The organism is Aeromonas sp. XH, assembly GCF_033348475.1.
Taxonomy (GTDB): Bacteria; Pseudomonadota; Gammaproteobacteria; order Enterobacterales; family Aeromonadaceae; genus Aeromonas; species Aeromonas sanarellii.
In genome coordinates, this window is sequence record NZ_CP137630.1 from 3,741,427 (window position 1) to 3,758,803 (window position 17,377).

General features: G+C 63.1%; 19 protein-coding genes. 10 read left to right on the forward strand and 9 right to left on the reverse strand.

Annotated elements, in window-relative coordinates:
• Window positions 1-2 precede the first annotated feature (2 nt).
• Entirely contained in the window at window positions 3-1,112 is a 1,110-nt protein-coding gene (locus R2B70_RS17220) for a PilT/PilU family type 4a pilus ATPase (protein ID WP_042079328.1), read from the forward strand.
• Window positions 1,113-1,143: 31 nt separating this feature from the next.
• Window positions 1,144-1,917, forward strand: a complete 774-nt coding sequence (gene yaaA, locus R2B70_RS17225) for a peroxide stress protein YaaA (RefSeq protein ID WP_318162068.1) — start codon at window positions 1,144-1,146, stop codon at window positions 1,915-1,917.
• 173 nt (window positions 1,918-2,090) lie between these two features.
• Here the strand turns inward: yaaA and srmB are convergent, their stop codons facing one another.
• Entirely contained in the window at window positions 2,091-3,311 is a 1,221-nt protein-coding gene (gene srmB / locus R2B70_RS17230; protein WP_041210934.1) for an ATP-dependent RNA helicase SrmB, read from the reverse strand.
• A 127-nt stretch (window positions 3,312-3,438) separates the two neighbouring features.
• Between srmB and R2B70_RS17235 the strand changes: the two genes are divergently transcribed.
• Both R2B70_RS17235 and brnQ read left to right on the forward strand, forming a co-directional pair.
• Window positions 3,439-4,149: a tRNA1(Val) (adenine(37)-N6)-methyltransferase gene (locus R2B70_RS17235; protein WP_318162069.1), complete on the forward strand. Its 711-nt coding sequence runs from the start codon at window positions 3,439-3,441 to the stop codon at window positions 4,147-4,149.
• Between the two features lie 235 nt (window positions 4,150-4,384).
• Window positions 4,385-5,647, forward strand: coding sequence for a branched-chain amino acid transport system II carrier protein (brnQ, locus tag R2B70_RS17240; protein WP_042079405.1), 1,263 nt, complete (start codon window positions 4,385-4,387; stop codon window positions 5,645-5,647).
• 91 nt (window positions 5,648-5,738) lie between these two features.
• On the opposite strand, the gene R2B70_RS17245 is transcribed toward brnQ, so the two are convergent.
• Genes R2B70_RS17245 through zur form a run of 3 tightly spaced genes read right to left on the reverse strand, consistent with a single transcriptional unit; the run spans window position 5,739 to window position 6,881 of the window.
• Window positions 5,739-5,966: a hypothetical protein gene (locus R2B70_RS17245; RefSeq protein ID WP_042079332.1), complete on the reverse strand. Its 228-nt coding sequence runs from the start codon at window positions 5,964-5,966 to the stop codon at window positions 5,739-5,741.
• Between the two features lie 5 nt (window positions 5,967-5,971).
• Window positions 5,972-6,433 (reverse strand): chemotaxis protein CheX, encoded by a 462-nt coding sequence (locus tag R2B70_RS17250; RefSeq protein ID WP_042079333.1) that lies wholly within the window; start codon window positions 6,431-6,433, stop codon window positions 5,972-5,974.
• Window positions 6,423-6,881 (reverse strand): zinc uptake transcriptional repressor Zur, encoded by a 459-nt coding sequence (gene zur / locus R2B70_RS17255; protein ID WP_209793651.1) that lies wholly within the window; start codon window positions 6,879-6,881, stop codon window positions 6,423-6,425. Before zur ends, R2B70_RS17250 begins: the two co-directional genes overlap by 11 nt.
• A 136-nt stretch (window positions 6,882-7,017) precedes the next feature.
• On the opposite strand from zur, the gene dusA reads away from it, so the two are divergent.
• Together dusA and R2B70_RS17265 are read left to right on the forward strand one after the other, a co-directional pair.
• Window positions 7,018-8,004 carry a tRNA dihydrouridine(20/20a) synthase DusA gene (gene dusA, locus R2B70_RS17260; RefSeq protein ID WP_318162070.1) on the forward strand — a complete coding sequence of 329 codons (987 nt, stop codon included), beginning with the start codon at window positions 7,018-7,020 and terminating at the stop codon, window positions 8,002-8,004.
• A 2-nt stretch (window positions 8,005-8,006) separates the two neighbouring features.
• Entirely contained in the window at window positions 8,007-8,156 is a 150-nt protein-coding gene (locus R2B70_RS17265) for a hypothetical protein (RefSeq protein ID WP_084203124.1), read from the forward strand.
• Between the two features lie 73 nt (window positions 8,157-8,229).
• On the opposite strand, the gene R2B70_RS17270 is transcribed toward R2B70_RS17265, so the two are convergent.
• Window positions 8,230-8,655 carry a hypothetical protein gene (locus tag R2B70_RS17270; RefSeq protein WP_042079335.1) on the reverse strand — a complete coding sequence of 142 codons (426 nt, stop codon included), beginning with the start codon at window positions 8,653-8,655 and terminating at the stop codon, window positions 8,230-8,232.
• Between the two features lie 113 nt (window positions 8,656-8,768).
• Complete coding sequence (gene hupA / locus R2B70_RS17275) at window positions 8,769-9,041, reverse strand: nucleoid-associated protein HU-alpha (RefSeq protein ID WP_005305063.1); 273 nt, start codon at window positions 9,039-9,041, stop codon at window positions 8,769-8,771.
• Window positions 9,042-9,379: 338 nt separating this feature from the next.
• On the opposite strand from hupA, the gene R2B70_RS17280 reads away from it, so the two are divergent.
• Complete coding sequence (locus tag R2B70_RS17280; protein ID WP_042079336.1) at window positions 9,380-9,862, forward strand: Rsd/AlgQ family anti-sigma factor; 483 nt, start codon at window positions 9,380-9,382, stop codon at window positions 9,860-9,862.
• Between the two features lie 102 nt (window positions 9,863-9,964).
• On the forward strand, window positions 9,965-10,354 hold the full coding sequence (locus R2B70_RS17285) for a PilZ domain-containing protein (protein WP_219144410.1): 390 nt from the start codon (window positions 9,965-9,967) through the stop codon (window positions 10,352-10,354).
• Between the two features lie 63 nt (window positions 10,355-10,417).
• Here the strand turns inward: R2B70_RS17285 and radA are convergent, their stop codons facing one another.
• On the reverse strand, window positions 10,418-11,782 hold the full coding sequence (radA, locus tag R2B70_RS17290) for a DNA repair protein RadA (protein ID WP_042079338.1): 1,365 nt from the start codon (window positions 11,780-11,782) through the stop codon (window positions 10,418-10,420).
• A gap of 100 nt (window positions 11,783-11,882) precedes the next feature.
• On the opposite strand from radA, the gene R2B70_RS17295 reads away from it, so the two are divergent.
• On the forward strand, window positions 11,883-14,249 hold the full coding sequence (locus R2B70_RS17295; protein WP_318162071.1) for a PilZ domain-containing protein: 2,367 nt from the start codon (window positions 11,883-11,885) through the stop codon (window positions 14,247-14,249).
• 59 nt (window positions 14,250-14,308) lie between these two features.
• Here R2B70_RS17295 and R2B70_RS17300 read toward each other — a convergent pair whose 3' ends face one another.
• Both R2B70_RS17300 and serB read right to left on the reverse strand, forming a co-directional pair.
• Window positions 14,309-15,214 carry an alpha/beta fold hydrolase gene (locus R2B70_RS17300; RefSeq protein WP_209793657.1) on the reverse strand — a complete coding sequence of 302 codons (906 nt, stop codon included), beginning with the start codon at window positions 15,212-15,214 and terminating at the stop codon, window positions 14,309-14,311.
• Window positions 15,215-15,242: 28 nt separating this feature from the next.
• Window positions 15,243-16,247, reverse strand: a complete 1,005-nt coding sequence (gene serB, locus R2B70_RS17305; protein WP_318162072.1) for a phosphoserine phosphatase SerB — start codon at window positions 16,245-16,247, stop codon at window positions 15,243-15,245.
• Between the two features lie 179 nt (window positions 16,248-16,426).
• On the opposite strand from serB, the gene R2B70_RS17310 reads away from it, so the two are divergent.
• On the forward strand, window positions 16,427-17,062 hold the full coding sequence (locus R2B70_RS17310; RefSeq protein WP_318162073.1) for an AhpA/YtjB family protein: 636 nt from the start codon (window positions 16,427-16,429) through the stop codon (window positions 17,060-17,062).
• Window positions 17,063-17,377 lie beyond the last annotated feature (315 nt).

Genomic DNA, 17,377 nt, shown 5'->3' on the forward strand with positions numbered 1-17,377 from the left:
CCATGGACATGGATGTTCTGCTCGCAGCACTGGTTGAACAAAAGGGCTCGGACCTCTTCATCACGGTCGATGCCCCCCCCACTCTCAAGGTGAATGGGCGCCTGGTGCCGCTCGGAGAAACCCCGCTGGACAGACAGACCGCGCTGGCCCTGGTCAAGAGCAGCCTGGATGCCGAGCATTTCGAACGCTACCAGCACACCCGGGAGGCCAACTACGCCATCCATCGCGAGGGGCTTGGGCGCTTTCGGGTCAGCGCCTTCTGGCAACAGGACCTGCCGGGCATGGTGCTGCGCCGCATCGAGACCCGCATTCCCACCTTCGACGAGCTGGTGCTGCCCCCGATATTGCAGGACGTCGCCATGGCCAAGCGCGGCCTGGTGCTGTTCGTCGGGGCCACGGGCGCCGGCAAATCCACCACCCAGGCGGCCATGCTCGGCTATCGCAACCAGCATGGCGACGGCCACATCCTGACGGTGGAAGACCCGGTGGAGTTCGTCCACCAGCACGGTCGCTGCCTGGTGACCCAGCGGGAGGTCGGCATCGACACCGGCTCCTTCGACGTGGCGCTCAGAAACTCCCTGCGCCAGGCACCGGACGTCATCTTGATCGGCGAGATCCGCAACCAGGAGACCATGGAGTTCGCCATCCAGTTTGCCGAGACGGGCCACCTCTGCCTCGCCACCCTGCACGCCAACAATGCCAACCAGGCGCTGGATCGCATCCTCCACCTGGTTCCCCAGGAGAAGCACCGCCAGTTCCTGTTCGATCTCTCCTTCAACCTGCGCGCCATCGTCGCACAACAACTGCTGCCGAGCATCGACGGGAGTCGCCGCTTCGCCGCCTTCGAGATCCTGCTCAACACCCCCCTCATCACCGACATCGTCCGCAAGGGGGAGATGCATCGGCTCAAGGAGGTGATGACCAAGTCCACCGAGCTCGGCATGCAGACCTTCGATCAGGCGCTGTTCACCCTGTTCTGCGCCGGCCAAATTGGCTACAGTGAGGCCCTTGCCCATGCCGACTCCGCCAACGACCTGCGACTGCTGATCAAGCTGTCGGGGCGCGAGCAGCTGGGTGCAGGTACTCTCGACAACGTCACCCTGGATGAATGAGGGGCGTGCGTCACCGCTATAAAGGATCGTTATGCTGATTGTGGTTTCCCCGGCCAAGACGCTGGATTACGAGTCGCCCCTGGTGACGTCCCGTTTCACCCAACCCGAGCTGCTGGACCACTCCGCCGAGCTGATCGGCCGGGCCCGCCAGCTGAGCCCGGATCAGATCGCCAGCCTGATGAAGATCAGCGACAAGCTGGCCGGCCTCAACGCCGCCCGCTTTGCCCAGTGGCAACCCGACTTCAGCCCGGCCAACGCCCGCCAGGCCTTGCTGGCATTCAAGGGGGACGTCTACACGGGGCTGGCGGCGGACGACTTCGACGACGGGGATCTCGACTTCGCCCAGGAGCACCTGCGCATGCTCTCCGGCCTCTACGGGGTGCTGCGCCCGCTGGATCTGATGATGCCCTACCGGCTGGAGATGGGCATTCGCCTGGACAACGCGCGCGGCAAGGATCTCTACCAGTTCTGGGGCGACATCATCACGGAACACCTGAACCAGGCGCTGGCCGCCCAGGGGGACGAGGAGCTGATCAACCTGGCTTCCGACGAATATTTCAAGTCGGTGCGCCCCAAGGCCCTGCGGGGGCGCATCGTCACGCCGGTGTTCAAGGACGAGAAGAACGGCCAGTTCAAGATCATCAGCTTCTACGCCAAGAAGGCGCGCGGCATGATGGCCCGCCACATCATCAAGCACCGCCTCACCAGGGTGGAGCAGCTGACCGGCTTCAACGCCGACGGCTACTACTTCGTACCGGAAGAGTCCGATGCCAACACCCTGATGTTCAAGCGCGCTGAAAATTAATTACACCCAGCAGGGAACCAAGTCAGGGATCCTCGGGTCTGACTCTGTGAATCCTCTGTTGTAAGCACTTTTTGTTGGCCGACGTTCATGCGTCGGCTTTTTTCTTTTCCACCCCTCGGCAGGCGCCGGACAGCAGAACGGCCATCCGGGGATGGCCGTTCTGGCGGGCAGGCTTACTTCTTTTTCTTCTTGGCCGACTTCTTGGCATCCTTCGGCTTTTTCTTCTTCACCGGTACCCGCGCCTCCTTGTGCCTGGGGCGCAGCTCGTCGATCACCCGGCGCTTGAGGCGCTCCTCGGTGTAACGCTCGATCTTGGCCACCATGGCCATGTCGTGGGCCTCCACCAGGCTGATGGCACAGCCACGGTTGCCGGCGCGGCCGGTGCGGCCGATGCGGTGCACGTAGACATCGGCGCCGTAGGGCATGTCGTAGTTGATGACATGGCTGACGTTCGGCAGGTCGATACCGCGGGCGGCCACGTCGGTGGCAATCAGGAAGGGCACCTCCCCTTCGTGGAACTTGCGGATCGACTCGATGCGCTTGGCCTGCTCCATCTCGCCACGGATCCAGGCACAGGGCACGCCTGCCGCCTGCAACTGGCCGGAAAGCTCCGCCAATCGCTCACGGGTCTTGACGAAAATAATCGCCTTCTGGGTCTCCGGGTTTTTCAGGATATGCACCAGCAGAGCCAGCTTGTGGGCGGCATCGTCCGCCAGGTGGATCCACTGGGTGATGGGGCGGCGCTCGCTGCGGGGCGGCTCGGCGTGCAGCTCAACCGGGTCTTTGAGGATCTCGCTTGCAAACTTCTCGAGGCCGGCGCCTTCCAGGGTGGCGGAGAAGAGCATGGTGTGCTTGCGGTAGCGCGCCTCTTCCACGATGCGGTTCACGTCCTTGATGAAGCCCATGTCCAGCATGCGGTCCGCTTCATCCAGCACCAGCACCTCGATGTCGTGGCTCTCGAACTCCTCTTTCTCGATGTACTCGAGCAGACGGCCCGGGGTGGCGACCACGATGTCGGTAGTCTTGGTCAGGGCGGGCAGTTGCTCCTCGTGGCTCACGCCGCCGATGATGGTCTCGATGCTCAGATGGGTGTGCACCGCCAGCGCCTTGGCATGGGCGCTGACCTGCAGGGCCAGCTCGCGGGTCGGAGTCAGGATCAGCATGCGGCAAGGCCCCGGCTTGCGGCGCGGGAAATCCAGCAGGTGCTGCATGGCCGGCAACAGGAAGGCGGCTGTCTTGCCGGTACCTGTCGGGGCGGATGCCAGAATATCGCGGCCGTCCAGGGCTGGCTCCAGCACCATCTGCTGAATGGTGGTGGGGCGGGTGAATCCCATCTCGGCCAAGGCCCGGCTGAGGGCTGGATTCAGGTCGAAATCATCAAAGGACTGGCTCATGGCAATACTCGGTCATTAAGGAAACGGCAGATTATAGGCGATTATGCCGCCGGCTCCTATGGTGACTGTGGCTTAGCCGCTATAATCGCCAACCATTTTCAACGGGCAGGTACAGGACGGGAGCCGGATGGGACGAAGCAGCGGTTTTACCTTCAAGCAATTTCACGTCGACCACGACCGTTGCGCCATGAAGGTGGGCACGGACGGCATCCTGCTGGGGGCCTGGGCACCGGTCACCGGCGCCCATCGGGTGCTGGACATCGGCACCGGCAGCGGTCTCATCGCCCTCATGCTGGCCCAGCGCAGCACGAACGACTGCCGGATCGACGGGGTGGAGCTGGATAAGGATGCAGCCGATCAGGCCAGGGAGAATGTCGCCGCCTCCCCCTGGCACAGCCGGGTCACCGTCATAGAGAGCGCCATTCAGGATTATCACGCCGAACCCTATGATCTGATCGTCTCCAACCCTCCTTACTTCGTGGCAGGCCAGCCATTTCGCGATCCGGCCAGGGCCCTGGCCCGTCACACGGGAGCGCTCGATCCCCACGGATTGCTGGCCGCAAGCAACCGTCTGCTGAACCGGCATGGACAGCTGGCCCTGGTGCTGCCGACGGCGATGGCGGATGAAATTTTATGCATTTCGTCGAGTTATGATCTGCATGCGAGTTGTTATCTGGCTGTTATCACCAGGGAGGGGAAAGAGGCAAATCGTGTTTTATTGCTACTTGGCAGAGGATTAAACAAGTGCAACAGGGGTGAAATTGTCATCCATTCTGCTACCGGCGGCTATTCCGACAGATATATCCAACTCACCAGCCCCTTCTATTTGAAGATGTAAATTTTGCCTTGAACTATTTTTTCACATCATTATGCTGACTGCTAAATGAGCGCCCGCTCCAGACCAGTTCAAACCACTGGTCGCGATGAAAAAATCAGCGGGGCTCTTTTTTTTACCCCTGAACAACGCCGGTCACCGACCAATAAAAAACTATAACAAGCAATAGTTTACAAGACAGACGAGGTTGAACTTGACGAAATCACTCACATTGTCCGACGTACTCGGATTGGGCTTCATGACCTTCGCCTTCTATCTGGGCGCAGGCAACATCATCTTCCCGCCCCTGGCCGGCTTCATGGCGGGCGAGCACCTCTCCCTGGCCATGCTGGGCTTCCTGGTCACCGCCGTGGGTCTGCCCCTGATCACCATCATCGCCGTCGCCAAGGCGGGCAACGGCTGGGCCGGCATGACCAAGCTGCTGCCGGCTGGCGTGGCCACCGCCCTGGCCGTCGCCATCTACATCATCATCGGCCCGGCCTTCGCCGCTCCCCGTACCGGCCTGGTAGCCTACGAGATGGGCCTCAAGCCCTTTATCGGTGATATGGGCCAGGCCGGGCTGATCGCCTACACTGTCGTCTTCTTTGGCATCTCCATCCTGGTCTCCATGAATCAGGGCAAGCTGATGGACGCCATCGGCAAGTACCTGACCCCGGTGCTGATGCTGCTGCTGCTGACCCTGGCCGTCGGTGTTTTCATCGCGCCCCAGGGCACCATGCCTGCCGCTTCCGGTGACTACCAGAACACCCCCTTCGTGAAAGGGATCCTGGAGGGCTACAACACCATGGACACCCTGGCGTCCCTGATGTTTGGCGCCCTGATCGTCGATCTGCTGCGCCAGAAGGGCATCAACGACTACCAGAGCCAGTTCAAGTACCTGGCCATCGCGGGCATCATCTCCGCCATCGGCCTGTCCGTGGTCTATGTCTCCCTGTTCCAGCTCGGCAACACCGCGGCCGGCGTCGCCACCGACGTCAGCAACGGCGGTGCCATCGTCAACGCCTATGTGCTGAGCCTGTTCGGCCAGCCGGGTCAGTTCATCCTGGCGGCCATCATCACCCTGGCCTGCTTCACTACCGCAGTGGGTCTGATCTCCGCCTGCTCCGACTTCTTCCACAACCTCACCGGCATGAGCTACAAGAAGCTGGTGGTGCTGCTGGGCGTCATCTGCGCCGTGGTAGCCAACGTGGGTCTGAGCCAGCTCATCAGCCTCTCCATCCCTGTCCTGGTCGCCATCTACCCGGTGGCCGTGGCGCTGGTGCTGGTCACCTTCCTGAAGGGTTACTTCGGTCGCCCCCGCCTGGTGTTCCGCTCCGTGCTGCTGGTCGCCTTCCTGTTCGGCTGCCTGGACGGCCTGGGCGCCGCCGGCATGAAGATGGATGCGTTCGCCTTCCTGCCGCTGTTCGACAAGGGCCTGGCCTGGTTGCTGCCGACCCTGCTGGCCTGCGGCCTGGGTGTCATGGTACGCGGTGCCGACAAGCTGGCTGCCGAAGCCGCCTGACCGTCACCCCGGCGCCATCGCTAGATAAAAAAGAGGCCAGCATCTGCTGGCCTCTTTCATTGGTGTTGGTGGGTGCGAAATGGTCACTCGCTCAGAGCACGGGAGCAGGCTTGGGCTTGCCTGCCAGGCCGTACCAGTGATGTTCGAGCCGACCTGCGTGCCAGCGCAGGGTGCCCCAGGGCTGTTCGGCCTGCCAGCGCGGGAAACTGATCTGCACGCTGTTGTCCTCGTACTTGTAGAGGGAGGTGCGGATCTCGATATCCGACAGGATGAGCAGCACAACCCCTCCGATGACACTCCATTTCAGCATCTTCCACATGGCGATTACTCGAAGCAGATCTCTATGGTGGCGCGGCCATATTCAGAATCGAACGGCATCATGATCTTGGCGCCGTCGGCCCTGTGGGTAATGGTGTGATTGGGGCCGGAGACGATGATGGGGGTCGCCATGTCGAACTCATAGCCCTTCTCTCCCAGCATGCGCTTGGCGCCGCCCGTCACCATGTTGGTGATCTCGCCCACCATGTCGGTCACCTCCTCGTTGAGGGTGGCCGGCGCCTCCCCCAGCATGCGGCGCATGATCTCAAGGGCCAGCCCTTTCTCGAAGCTGATGGAGAGGGAGCCCCGGGTCTGCGGACCCACCATGCCGATGAGGCCGGAGACGTCTCCCCGTGCCAGCTCGTCCGTCTTGCGCTTGGGAGCGCCAGGTTTGAGCTCCAGCTGCGCCATGGTGGAGAGCACGTTGAGCAGGGAGAGCAGGAACGGGTTTACAAAATCAGCCTTCATCTTGACTTCCTAGGATGGCAGAGCAGCTAGCGCATTGGCCATGAGCTTCTATGGTCTTGTTGGTAATAGTAAAACCATGCTGGCGAGCCTGCTCGGAAAAGGCGCCGTCGATGGCCGGATCGTGCAGCTCCACCACCTCCTTGCAGCGGTCGCAGATCAACAATTGCATCGGATGGGCATGGTCGAAATGGCAGCAGAAGATGAAGGCGTTGAGCGACTCCACCTTGTGGGCAAACCCCTGCTCGAGCAGGAAGTCGAGCGCCCGGTAGACGGTGGGGGGCTTGGCATGGGCCTCGGTCCGCTGCAACTGGGCCAGCAGATCGTAGGCGCTGATAGCATTGCCATGAGCGGCAAGCAGTCGGAACACCTGGCGCCGGGTGGGGGTGAAGCGGATCCCGCGCTGCTCGCAGAGGCGCTCCGCTCGTTGTAGAAGTTGGTCTTGATTCATGATCACGCAGATACCCTGTCAATTAGCCGGATACTATCACAGGGCCTACCCGGCGCGGCGACAAAATTCATTTTCGGAGCCTGTCTCACGTTGTGGTAGAATCCGCCCCCTTGTTTGGCCAACCCGGATGATTTTTATGCAGGCGCAGCGCTTTTCCATCGCCCCCATGCTGGACTGGACCGATCGGCATTGCCGATACTTCCACCGTCTGATGACCCGCCAGACCCTGCTGTATACCGAGATGGTGACCACGGGCGCCATCATCCACGGCAAGGGGGACTATCTGGGCTACAGCGAGCAGGAACACCCCCTAGCCCTGCAGCTGGGAGGCAGCAACCCGGCGGATCTGGCCCGCTGTGCCAAACTCGCCGAGGAGCGCGGCTATGACGAGATCAACCTCAACGTGGGCTGCCCGTCGGATCGTGTCCAGAACGGCCGCTTCGGCGCCTGCCTGATGGGCGAGCCCGCCCTGGTGGCCGACTGCGTCAAGGCAATGCGCGACGTGGTCAAGATCCCGGTAACCGTGAAGACCCGCATCGGCATCGACGAGCAGGACTCCTACGAGTTTTTGCAGACCTTCATCGAGCAGGTGCGCGACGCCGGCTGCGACACCTTCATCGTCCACGCCCGCAAGGCCTGGCTGAGCGGCCTGAGCCCGAAAGAGAACCGCGAGATCCCGCCGCTGGACTACCCCCGCGTCTACCGGGTCAAGCAGGATTATCCGGATCTGACCATCGCCATCAACGGCGGGGTCACCAGCCTGGAGCAGTCCCTCGAACACCTGCAACACCTCGACGGTGTCATGATGGGGCGCGAGGCCTACCAGAACCCCTACCTCCTGGCCGAGGTCGACAACCGGATCTTCGGCCTGGCGGGCGAGGTGCCGAGCCGCCACGAGGTGGTGCGGATGATGCTGCCCTACATCGAACAGGAGCTGGCCAAGGGCAACTACCTCTCCCACATGACCCGCCACATGCTGGGTCTGTTCCAGAACATGCAGGGAGCGCGCGCCTGGCGTCGTCACCTGAGCGAGAATGCCTGCAAGCCGGGCGCCGGCATCCAGGTGGTGCTGGACGCCGTGGCCAAGGTGCCGGAATTCGCCAGCGCCGAGTCGGTGGAGTAACCATGTATCGCTTCACCGGCTCCTGGCTGCACAAGGCCTTGGTGCGCCTCTGCGCCGGCCTGCTCGCCATCCTGGGCATCAAGCTCAGCGCCTTCTATTTCATCGGGCTGCTGATCGTGCTGGGCCTGCACCGGGATCAGCTGCTGGGCTGACACCCCAGACAGGAAAGCCGGCGCTGCGATGCGCCGGCTTTTTTTGTTTCCTTGACGGGAATGGGGGGCCGATTCACTCCTCCGGCGCCACGAACTGCAGCTCGGGGGGGGACGAGGTCAGCACGTCGGCGCAGTAATCCCAGGTCGAGATGCGGTAATGCTGCAAGTCCTCGTCCAGATGCAGGCCATCGGACTCCTGATGGAACCAGCTGGCGAAGCGGGACGGAATGATCAGCTGGATCTGCTCCTCGATGACGTGGCTGTCGCGCCCTTCCGCCAGATCGCAGTCTTCCATCACCCGCACCGCGAAGATGTGGCGGAAATTGACCCGGCAGAGGGGCTGCGGCGGCAGGTCTATGCTGCGGGCACGGCCCAGCATGATGGTCAGGGTGTCGCTCCAGATGTCCTGATGCAGCTCGGCCACCACCAGGCCGGGGGGGAGTTGACGAGAGGGGGCCCAGGGTACGGCCACCTGCCGAATGGCATTCTTCTGTTCCATATCCACCTCACTACAGCGCATGCCATATCCTGAGTGTATCTGAAACAAATTCTAACGAAGATGGCAAGAAAAAACCCGGCATGAGCCGGGTTTCATTTGATTACTTTACGCGATTACTTGACGGCGTCTTTCAGCGCCTTGCCTGCCACAAAGGACGGCACATTGGCGGCTGCAATCTGGATCTCTTTGCCAGTCTGCGGGTTGCGACCGGTGCGGCCTGCGCGATGGTTGACCTTGAAGGTACCAAAACCCACCAACTGAACGGCATCGCCCTCTTTCAGGCTCTGGGTAATACCATTGATGATCTCTTCCAGAGCGACTTTGGCCTGAGCTTTGCTCAGGTCTGCTTTGGCGGCAATTGCATCGACAAGTTGAGCTTTGTTCATAACATTTCCTTTATGATCGGGCATTTAGCACCGGGCCACTCTATTCAAAAAAAAACACTCAGGCAAAGGCTTTATCAGCCGGATTGGTTTGAATGCTGGGGTTTTCATCAAGATCTGCGGAAATAGTCACATATCTCGCCCCTTTGTCACCCAGATGGGCGACACGGCGCGCGAAACCGGCGGAGACTTGTATGCAGCCCCCAGCCTGATGTAACAATATCCCTACACTCCTATTGACGGTCAACAGGATTTTCCCTAGTTATAGGAGTGTCGTCAGTCGATGAGAATGACCGGAGGTGTGCGACCAGAGTGCCGCATGCCATGCCCATGGAGGGACTATGTTAACTGAACTGGAAAACACCAAGCGCGCACTGGCAGGAAAGCACAGAGCGATAGACGACTGGCTCGATGCCAGACAGGCGTTGCTGGTCGAGTACATGCGACTGGCCGGGCTCATGCCCACCAAGTCCAAGCAGCGATCCCTTCCCGGTCACATCGAGCTGCAACGCTTCTGCGAACAGCTGGTCGACTACGTCAGCGCCGGCCACTTCGAGATCTACAACCACGTGGTCACCGCCTTCGAGCAGGCCAGCGGCGACAAGCTGGAGCTGGCCAAACGCATCTACCCCCACATCCGGGCCTGTACCGAGTTCGCGCTGGAGTTCAACGACAAGTACAGCAATGCCGACGAGGCACAGCTGTTGCAACTCGACGAGGATCTGAACCAGCTGGGCCCCGTGCTGGAAGACAGGTTCAAGCAGGAAGACCGCCTGGTCAAGGCGCTGCAGGTGGTGGAATCCCTCAGCCATCAGCGGGTCTGATATCCAATACCGGAGCCAGTTCAACATCCTGATGCGCCAGCTACATTACACTCTGGAACATGAACGATGAGCACTGTGCTCGCACGCAGACCGGAGACGACCATGGCCGAGCGCCGCCACTTCACACGCATTTTCTATTTGACCGCCGCCAGGCTCACCCAGGGTGAACACCAGTGGCGCACCCAGCTGGTCGATGTCTCCCTGCAGGGAGCCCTGCTGCTCAGGCCCGAGGACTGGGTCGCCAGCGACGACAAGGAGTACGAGATCTGCTTCGTGCTGGGGGGCAGCGACATCGAGATCAAGATGCAGGTCGAGCTGACCCACGAGGCCAGCAAGAAGCTGGGCTTCTATTGCCACCACATCGACATCGACAGCGCCACCCACCTCAAGCGGATGATCGAGCTGAACATCGGGGAAGAGCAGCTGCTCCATCGCGAGCTCGAGCAGTTGCTGCAAGAACACAGGGAGCACGTCCCGCCGACGACGCCCTGAGAGGCGCGGATACACAAAGGAGCGCCGAGGCGCTCCTTTTCATTGTCTGTCGACCGCCATCGGCTACAGGGCCTCGAGGGCATCGGAGAGTTTCTTCACCGGCACCACCTCCATCCCCTCAATGGGGTGTTTGGGGGCATTGGCGTGGGGCACGATGGCGCGGCGGAAACCGTGCTTGGCCGCCTCCTGCAGCCGCTCCTGACCGGAGGGCACGGGCCTTATCTCGCCGGAGAGCCCCACCTCGCCGAACACCACCAGATCCTTGGGCAGGGCCTGATCCCTGAAGCTGGAGACCATGGCCAGCAGCAGCGCCAGATCCGCGCTGGTCTCCTCCACCTTGACGCCACCGACCACGTTGATGAAGACGTCCTGATCCGCCATCTGCAGCCCCCCGTGACGGTGCAGCACCGCCAGCAACATGGCGAGGCGGTTGTGATCCATGCCCACCGCCACCCGGCGCGGGTTGGAGAGCTGGGAATAGTCCACCAGCGCCTGCAGTTCCACCAAGAGCGGGCGGGTGCCCTCCCAGATCACCATGACGATGGAGCCGGGGGCCTGCTCCTCGCCCCGGCTGAGGAAGATGGCAGAGGGGTTGCTCACCTCCTTCATCCCCTGCCCCGTCATGGCGAACACGCCGAGCTCGTTGACCGCCCCGAAGCGGTTCTTGTGGGAGCGCAGGGTACGGAACCGGGAGTCATGACCCCCGTCCAGCAGCACGGAGCAGTCGATGCAGTGCTCCAGCACCTTGGGGCCGGCCAGGGTGCCGTCCTTGGTGACGTGGCCCACCATGAAGATGGCCACGTGGTTCTGCTTGGCGTAGCGGGTGAGCAGGGCCGCGGACTCGCGCACCTGGGAGACGGAGCCCGGCGCGGACTGCACGTCCGCCACGTGCATCACCTGGATGGAGTCGATGACCATGATCTGCGGCTGCTCCTGCTGGGCGATGAGGCAGATCTGCTCGACGCTGGTCTCGGACAGCATGCGCAGCCGATCGGTGGGCAGGCCCAGCCGGCCGGCCCGCATCGCCACCTGCTGCAGGGACTCCTCCCCGGTCACGTAGAGGGTCTTCATCCGCTGCGCCAGGCCACACATGGTCTGCAGCAGCAGGGTCGACTTGCCCGCCCCCGGATTGCCGCCGATGAGGATGGCCGAGCCGGGCACCACGCCGCCGCCGAGCACCCGGTCCAGCTCCTTGAAGCCGGAGCTGAAACGGGGGATCTCGGTGGTGGCGATCTCCGCCAGGGTCTGCACCTGGCTGCCGACGGCACCGGCATAACCTGTGTAGCGGGCGCTCTTGCCGGGCGTCGCGACCCCCAGCCTCACCTCGGTGATGGTGTTCCACTCCTTGCACTCGCTGCACTGACCTTGCCAGCGGGTGAAGTCGGCTCCACATTCGGAACAAACATAGGCGGTTTTGTTTTTGGCCATGGATAACTCGGGGACAGGATGAATTCCTGCTTGATATACTGGTTTGCGACCGACAGATCAAACCCAGAATCGGAAAAGTGACTTTCCGCGGCAGGAATACATGGATTCAGAACAGCCCCTACACCTGATAGAACAGCTTGTCCCCCTGCTTCGGGAAAAGGACTTCGACGACATCTTCAACCGCTTGACCCAGAACGAGAATACCAACGGCCGTTTCCTGCTGAAGATGGAGCTCAAGCGCAAGTGCACCCCCTGCCGACGCGTGATCGACATGCGCAACGAGCTCGGCGCCCTCTGCCAGGTATACGAGTTCGAGGGGGTCACCCACTTCATGCCCGCCGAGGCCATCGAGCTGTTTCAATCCCAGTGCTACCTCTACAGGGACGCCTATACCCTGGGGGTCTACGAGGCGCTGCAAGCCTGGTACAGGCTCAATCAGGGGCGCAGCGAGCACCTCTCCCTGCCGCTCAATCCGTTTCAGCCCTTCGAGGTCAACGCCATCCCCTTCGCCAGCCACTACGGCAGGCAGGAGGAGCGGATGCACTTCAGCTCGCCCATGGTGCTGCACCTGGCGAGCGGGGAGAAACTGCAGGTCAAGAGCTCGGATATCTCCCTCGGCGGGATCCGGGTCTCGGTGCCCTACCTGCCCGAGTATCAGACCGGCGAGCAGATCGAGGTCTTCTTCACCGGCCTGGAGCGCGAACACCCTCACCCCGTGCTGCGCCAGTCGATCGTCTACCAGATCCTGGGGGAGGAGCAGAAAGAGGGGAAATACTGGCTCCGCCTGGTGAAGAGCGGCGAGCACCCCGCCTTCGACAGCTTCCTGCGCGACTTCATCGAACACAACCGCAACCGCTACCGGGTCAGCGTCGACTACCTGCTGTCGGCCGCCATCATCAAGGGGTATGAACAGTTCTACCTGCCGCGCATGACGGGCATGCCGCTCTTCTTCGGCAAGGGCAGTGCCCCGGCCCTCGAGATCGCCCTGCGGACCGAAAACAACCAGCACATCCTGGAGTACTGGCGCGACGCCAAGAACCGCGACATGCTCGCCACCCTCTTCACGGCGGCGCGGATGCCCTCCCTGCTGCCGGACAGGGGGGGGCTGCGAGAGACCCTGATCTACAGCTTCACCCACTCGGTACGCAGCCACCTCTACTTCTTCTCCGCCACCCGGGAAGAGCTGGAGCAGAGCGGGCTGACCACCCTGTTCTTCCAGGTAGGCGCCCGCCGCCCCAGCTGGCGCGTCTACAAGTTCAGCCTGGAGGCCTGCACCCTGGCCGAGGCCGATCTCGACAACCAGCCGGGAGGGGCACACCAGCTGCAGGACAGGCTGCTGCGCGAGCGGCTAGACCAGCTGGGTTACGTGGGCATGCTGCAGGAGATAGGGCTCGACAATCAGCGCGAGGAATTCCGGTTCGACAGCCGCCAGGCGCACAACGCCAACGACTTGCAGCGCTTCGGCCACGACATTCATTCGGTCCCCTTCGAAATAGAGACGCTGCACTATGTGCAACTGCGCAAGGAGGCCCGCTACGTCCACAAGACGGCCATCGTGGTCCGCCACCAGGATCGCGCCTGGCTCGGCTGGACCCGCGACATCTCGGCCCACGGCATGCAGATCGAGCTGGAGGAGGCGTTTGCCGGCGAGAAGGGGGACATACTCCAGGTCGCCCTGCCCCGCCTGCAGGATCTCGCCAGGAACATGGATCTGCAGCGTCTCCCCTACCGGCTGGTCAGCCTCAACCAGAGTCGAACCGTGTTGCACCTGTGCATCGAGGGGGTGGCGGAGCGCCACATCGGCCACCAGTTCTTCAGCCTGCTGATAGAGAGCAACCAGAACAAGCTCAAGACCACCCGGGAGCACAAGCGCTACCGTGGCATGGCCAGGGCGCTGCGCAACCTCTATACCCACCACCTGTTCAACACCCCTGTCTACGTGAACAAGCTCAACGGGCCGCCCCGCCCCGCCGCCCTGGGGCTGGCCCCCAGGCCGCGCAGTCTCGCCGGCCTGTTGCAGGCTTGCGCCGAGCGGGAGGGGCAGGCGAACCTCTACCCCCTGCTGCAGGGCTCCCTGCTCAAGACCCTGCTGCTCGCCCCTCTGCGCGCCATCCTTCGGGAAGACAAGCCGGAGGAGGATGAGGTCTATATCGCCGGCCTGCACACCAAGGGGGGAGCGCCCCTGTTTCGCAGCCAGCTTGCCAGCAGCTTTGCATCGGTGGAGCAGAAGCGCCGCTTCATCGAGTCGGCCCGGCAGCAGGGTGAGTTCTATTCGGTGCTGGTCGGCATCTCCCGCACCGGCCGGCCGGACACCAGCTTCATCGCCAACGAGCTGGACTACATCGCCAAGTTCGCCATTCACAAGGCCAAGAAGCTGGAAGAGGAGCTGTGGAGCGTGGTGGGGGTGGGCGAGCTGACCGATACCACCCAGGCCACCCTGTTCCGGCTCGGCATCGCCGCGCACTGACCCTGGCGGGGCGAGCGCCATTCACGACAAGGGCGGCCCCGGGGCCGCCCTTGTCCGTCTCAGGCCGCCTGCGGGTTGCGCAGCCAGGCCAGGATCTCGGGGAAGTGATCCTCCTGGGCCTGGGGCGCCGTCAGCATGTTGATGTGGTCGTAGTCGAGCCGGTTGCCGTTGTCCCGCCCGAGGCGGGTGTGACGGGTGGCCGAGCCCATCTCGTCGCTGAAACGGCGCACGTCGGTCGGGTGACCCAGCACCTTGTCGGCCTTGGCCGAGATCATCCAGAGCGGCGGCCAGTTGACCCTGGCTGCCGCCTCCCCGTAGGCAAAGCCATCGAACGGATCCTGCCAGGGGCCGCACTTCACCCAGGGGATGGTCTCCTGCAGGTAGCGCAGCGGCTCATCGTCCGCCCCTATCCGCAACCGGCGCGCGGCCAGAAAACCGCGATGGCGCGCCAACCAGGGGGCCAGCCGGTTCCAGATCAGATCCACCTTCAACCAGCGCTCGGGGTTCTGCACCGAGACCCCCCGCTTGGTGCCGAAGAACACCAGGCTGGCTATCTGGTCGGCCAGCGCGGGGAAGCGCACCAGGGTCGAGGCCATGATGACGCCCCCCCAGGAGTGCGCCATCCAGTGCACCCTGGCACCGGCATGGCGAGCGGCGACCCAGCGTTGCAGGGCGGGCAGATCCTCGGTGATCAGCTCATGCTGGCCGTGACCGGCCCGTTCGGCGATGGCCGGGGTGCTGAGCCCCCGCCCCCGCAGATCCGCCACATACACCTGATAGCCGTGCCGTGCCAGGAAACAGGCCAGCCCCTTGCCGGATTCGGTGTAGAAGATGCGGCCGTTCTCGATGGCGCCGTGCACCATCAGGATGGGATCCGCATGCACCGCGACACCGGGCTGGATGTGGCGTACGTGCAGTCGATGCTCGCCGCAGGGGACAAACAGGGATTGTTGCAACAGTTCCATCTTGCTTTCAGCTCCTCCTTGAGCCTGCTCAGCCCCAGCGCCGGTCGCGACAGGCCAGCGCGCCGAGCAGGCAGAGCACCCCTTCCAGATCGTGGTGGTTGAGGGTGGCCGCCGCCTGGGCACGCACCAGTGGCTTGGCGTGGATGGCGATGCCGAGCCCGGCCACCCCCATCATCCTGAGATCGTTGGCCCCATCGCCGACAGCCACCGTCTGGCTGGCGGCGATGCCGTGCTCCGCCGCGAGCCGCTGCAGCACCTCGGCCTTGACGGCGGCATCCACTATGGGGCCGCTCACCTTGCCGGTCAGCAGACCCCCCTCCACCGCCAGCTCGTTGGCGAAGACGGCGTCCAGTCCAAGCTCCCGCTGCAATTGACCGGCGAACCGGGTAAAACCGCCCGAGGCGATCGCCACCTTCCAGCCCGCCTGTTTGAGGGTATCGACCATGAGTGGCAAGCCGGGCATCCAGGGCATGTTCGCCGCCACCTCGTCGAGGATGGTGACCGGCGCCCCTTCCAGCAGGGCCACCCTGGCCCTCAGGCTGTCGGCAAACTCCAGCTTGCCCTGCATGGCCGCCGCCGTGACGGCCGCCACCTGTTCGCCCACGCCCGCCAGCCGCGCTATCTCGTCGATGCACTCGATCCGGATCGCGGTGGAGTCCATGTCCATCACCAGCAAACCGGGTTCCCCCAGGGTGGGCAGGGTCGGCAGGTGGCACAGATCGATGTCCCACTCCTGGGCTTTCAGTTCCTGCACCAGTTCAGGGGAGAAGCGGCTCGCCCCGAGCAGCAGCAGGGGGATGCCGGCCTGCTCCCCCACGGGATAGAGACTGGCCTCCACCTCGTGGCTGGCCAGCAGCCTGGCCAGCCGCCCCAGATGGCCGGCGTCCAGCGCCCTGCCAAACAGGACGAGCCAGGCGCCATCGTGGGCACGGGACGCAGGCAGCAGGGCTTCGGGAGTGAGCTGCCAGCAGGGCGCGCTGCACAGGGCACTGGACCAGTCGTGCAGGGAGCGGGGGAGTTGGGACAACAACATAAGAGAGACGCCTTCCTTGGAAATCATGGGGTTCATCATGCCGGCCCAGAGTAGCGTATTGCTTTTTGTACAGGCAAGCGCCAAGATCCCGCCTGCGGTGCCGCAGGCCCCTCCCGGCCCCGCCGAGGGGCCACCAGAAACCCGGCCCCTCCTTCATTCACCACCAGAGGCTCTGTGCTGTGCGTCACCTTCCCATCAAACGAGTCATCAGCCTGGCGGCAGGGATCCTGCTCGGCCTCTGGGTGCTGGTGCTGCTCATCCACATGCAGGGAGAGAGCCAGGCCGCGCTGCACAGTGCGGCACGGGACAGGGCCCAGGCGCTGGTCGCCTATGCCGCCCGGGACATGGGGCGCTGGATCAAGGAAGACAAGGAGAGCGAGCTGGAGCGGCTGGCGCAGGATCTCGCCGCCGACCCCGACATCCTGGATGTCACCCTCTACGACGCCCGCGGCATCCCCCTCGCCCAGTCGGATCAGGCGGTGCCGCTGGACAGCCTGCTGCCCATCGGCACCGACAACAAGTCCCTGCCGGAGCAGGGCAAGGGGCGCATCCAGTTCGTCCAGGAGATCCAGGAGGGGAACCTGACCCTGGGCTACCTGAGGATCACTCTGGAGGAGCAGAAGCTGCTGGCCGCGCAGGACACCCAGCTCAAGATAAGCCAGGAGAAGCAGCGGCTGATGCTGCTGGTGATGCTGCTGGCCGGCCTGCTCATCTCCTACGGGGTGCGCCGCAACTACGTGCGGGTGCGCAAGCACAAGAAGCGCCCGGCACCGCCCCAGACAGGCGACAATGCCCCACCGCCTGGCATCGAATAAGGTACTGCTCGCGATACCCGTCCCCCTCAACTGCTCGAGATGACTATCGAGCGGAGTATCGAGGCGCCTGGCACCGCCGTCGTCGCCGAAACGTCCGTCAACGAAGTGACCTCTCCTCGCTCACCTCATGCCGCCGTTGCCTGACCAGGCTATCCCGCCATCAGCGCTGCACCGGCGTTCAACTGTCTGCCCATCTGATTCTGCTCACCTTAAGGTACCGGGCATAGCCTGAGACAGGCGCACTTGAATTTTTCACGCCTTTCCTGCCGGCGTTGGGTGTGATCTCGATTCGTGGTTTATGTTTTCGGTATGAAA

Coding starts and splice junctions, on each gene's coding strand:
- brnQ (WP_042079405.1), top strand. CDS start 4,385: ATGACCTTCGCCTTCTATCTGGGCGCAGGCAACATCATCTTCCCGCCC.
- radA (WP_042079338.1), bottom strand. CDS start 11,782: ATGGCCAAAAACAAAACCGCCTATGTTTGTTCCGAATGTGGAGCCGAC.
- R2B70_RS17245 (WP_042079332.1), bottom strand. CDS start 5,966: ATGTGGAAGATGCTGAAATGGAGTGTCATCGGAGGGGTTGTGCTGCTC.
- R2B70_RS17235 (WP_318162069.1), top strand. CDS start 3,439: ATGGGACGAAGCAGCGGTTTTACCTTCAAGCAATTTCACGTCGACCAC.
- R2B70_RS17285 (WP_219144410.1), top strand. CDS start 9,965: ATGGCCGAGCGCCGCCACTTCACACGCATTTTCTATTTGACCGCCGCC.
- hupA (WP_005305063.1), bottom strand. CDS start 9,041: ATGAACAAAGCTCAACTTGTCGATGCAATTGCCGCCAAAGCAGACCTG.
- R2B70_RS17250 (WP_042079333.1), bottom strand. CDS start 6,433: ATGAAGGCTGATTTTGTAAACCCGTTCCTGCTCTCCCTGCTCAACGTG.
- R2B70_RS17270 (WP_042079335.1), bottom strand. CDS start 8,655: ATGGAACAGAAGAATGCCATTCGGCAGGTGGCCGTACCCTGGGCCCCC.
- R2B70_RS17295 (WP_318162071.1), top strand. CDS start 11,883: ATGGATTCAGAACAGCCCCTACACCTGATAGAACAGCTTGTCCCCCTG.
- dusA (WP_318162070.1), top strand. CDS start 7,018: ATGCAGGCGCAGCGCTTTTCCATCGCCCCCATGCTGGACTGGACCGAT.
- R2B70_RS17280 (WP_042079336.1), top strand. CDS start 9,380: ATGTTAACTGAACTGGAAAACACCAAGCGCGCACTGGCAGGAAAGCAC.
- R2B70_RS17300 (WP_209793657.1), bottom strand. CDS start 15,214: ATGGAACTGTTGCAACAATCCCTGTTTGTCCCCTGCGGCGAGCATCGA.
- R2B70_RS17265 (WP_084203124.1), top strand. CDS start 8,007: ATGTATCGCTTCACCGGCTCCTGGCTGCACAAGGCCTTGGTGCGCCTC.
- srmB (WP_041210934.1), bottom strand. CDS start 3,311: ATGAGCCAGTCCTTTGATGATTTCGACCTGAATCCAGCCCTCAGCCGG.
- serB (WP_318162072.1), bottom strand. CDS start 16,247: ATGTTGTTGTCCCAACTCCCCCGCTCCCTGCACGACTGGTCCAGTGCC.
- R2B70_RS17220 (WP_042079328.1), top strand. CDS start 3: ATGGACATGGATGTTCTGCTCGCAGCACTGGTTGAACAAAAGGGCTCG.
- yaaA (WP_318162068.1), top strand. CDS start 1,144: ATGCTGATTGTGGTTTCCCCGGCCAAGACGCTGGATTACGAGTCGCCC.
- zur (WP_209793651.1), bottom strand. CDS start 6,881: ATGAATCAAGACCAACTTCTACAACGAGCGGAGCGCCTCTGCGAGCAG.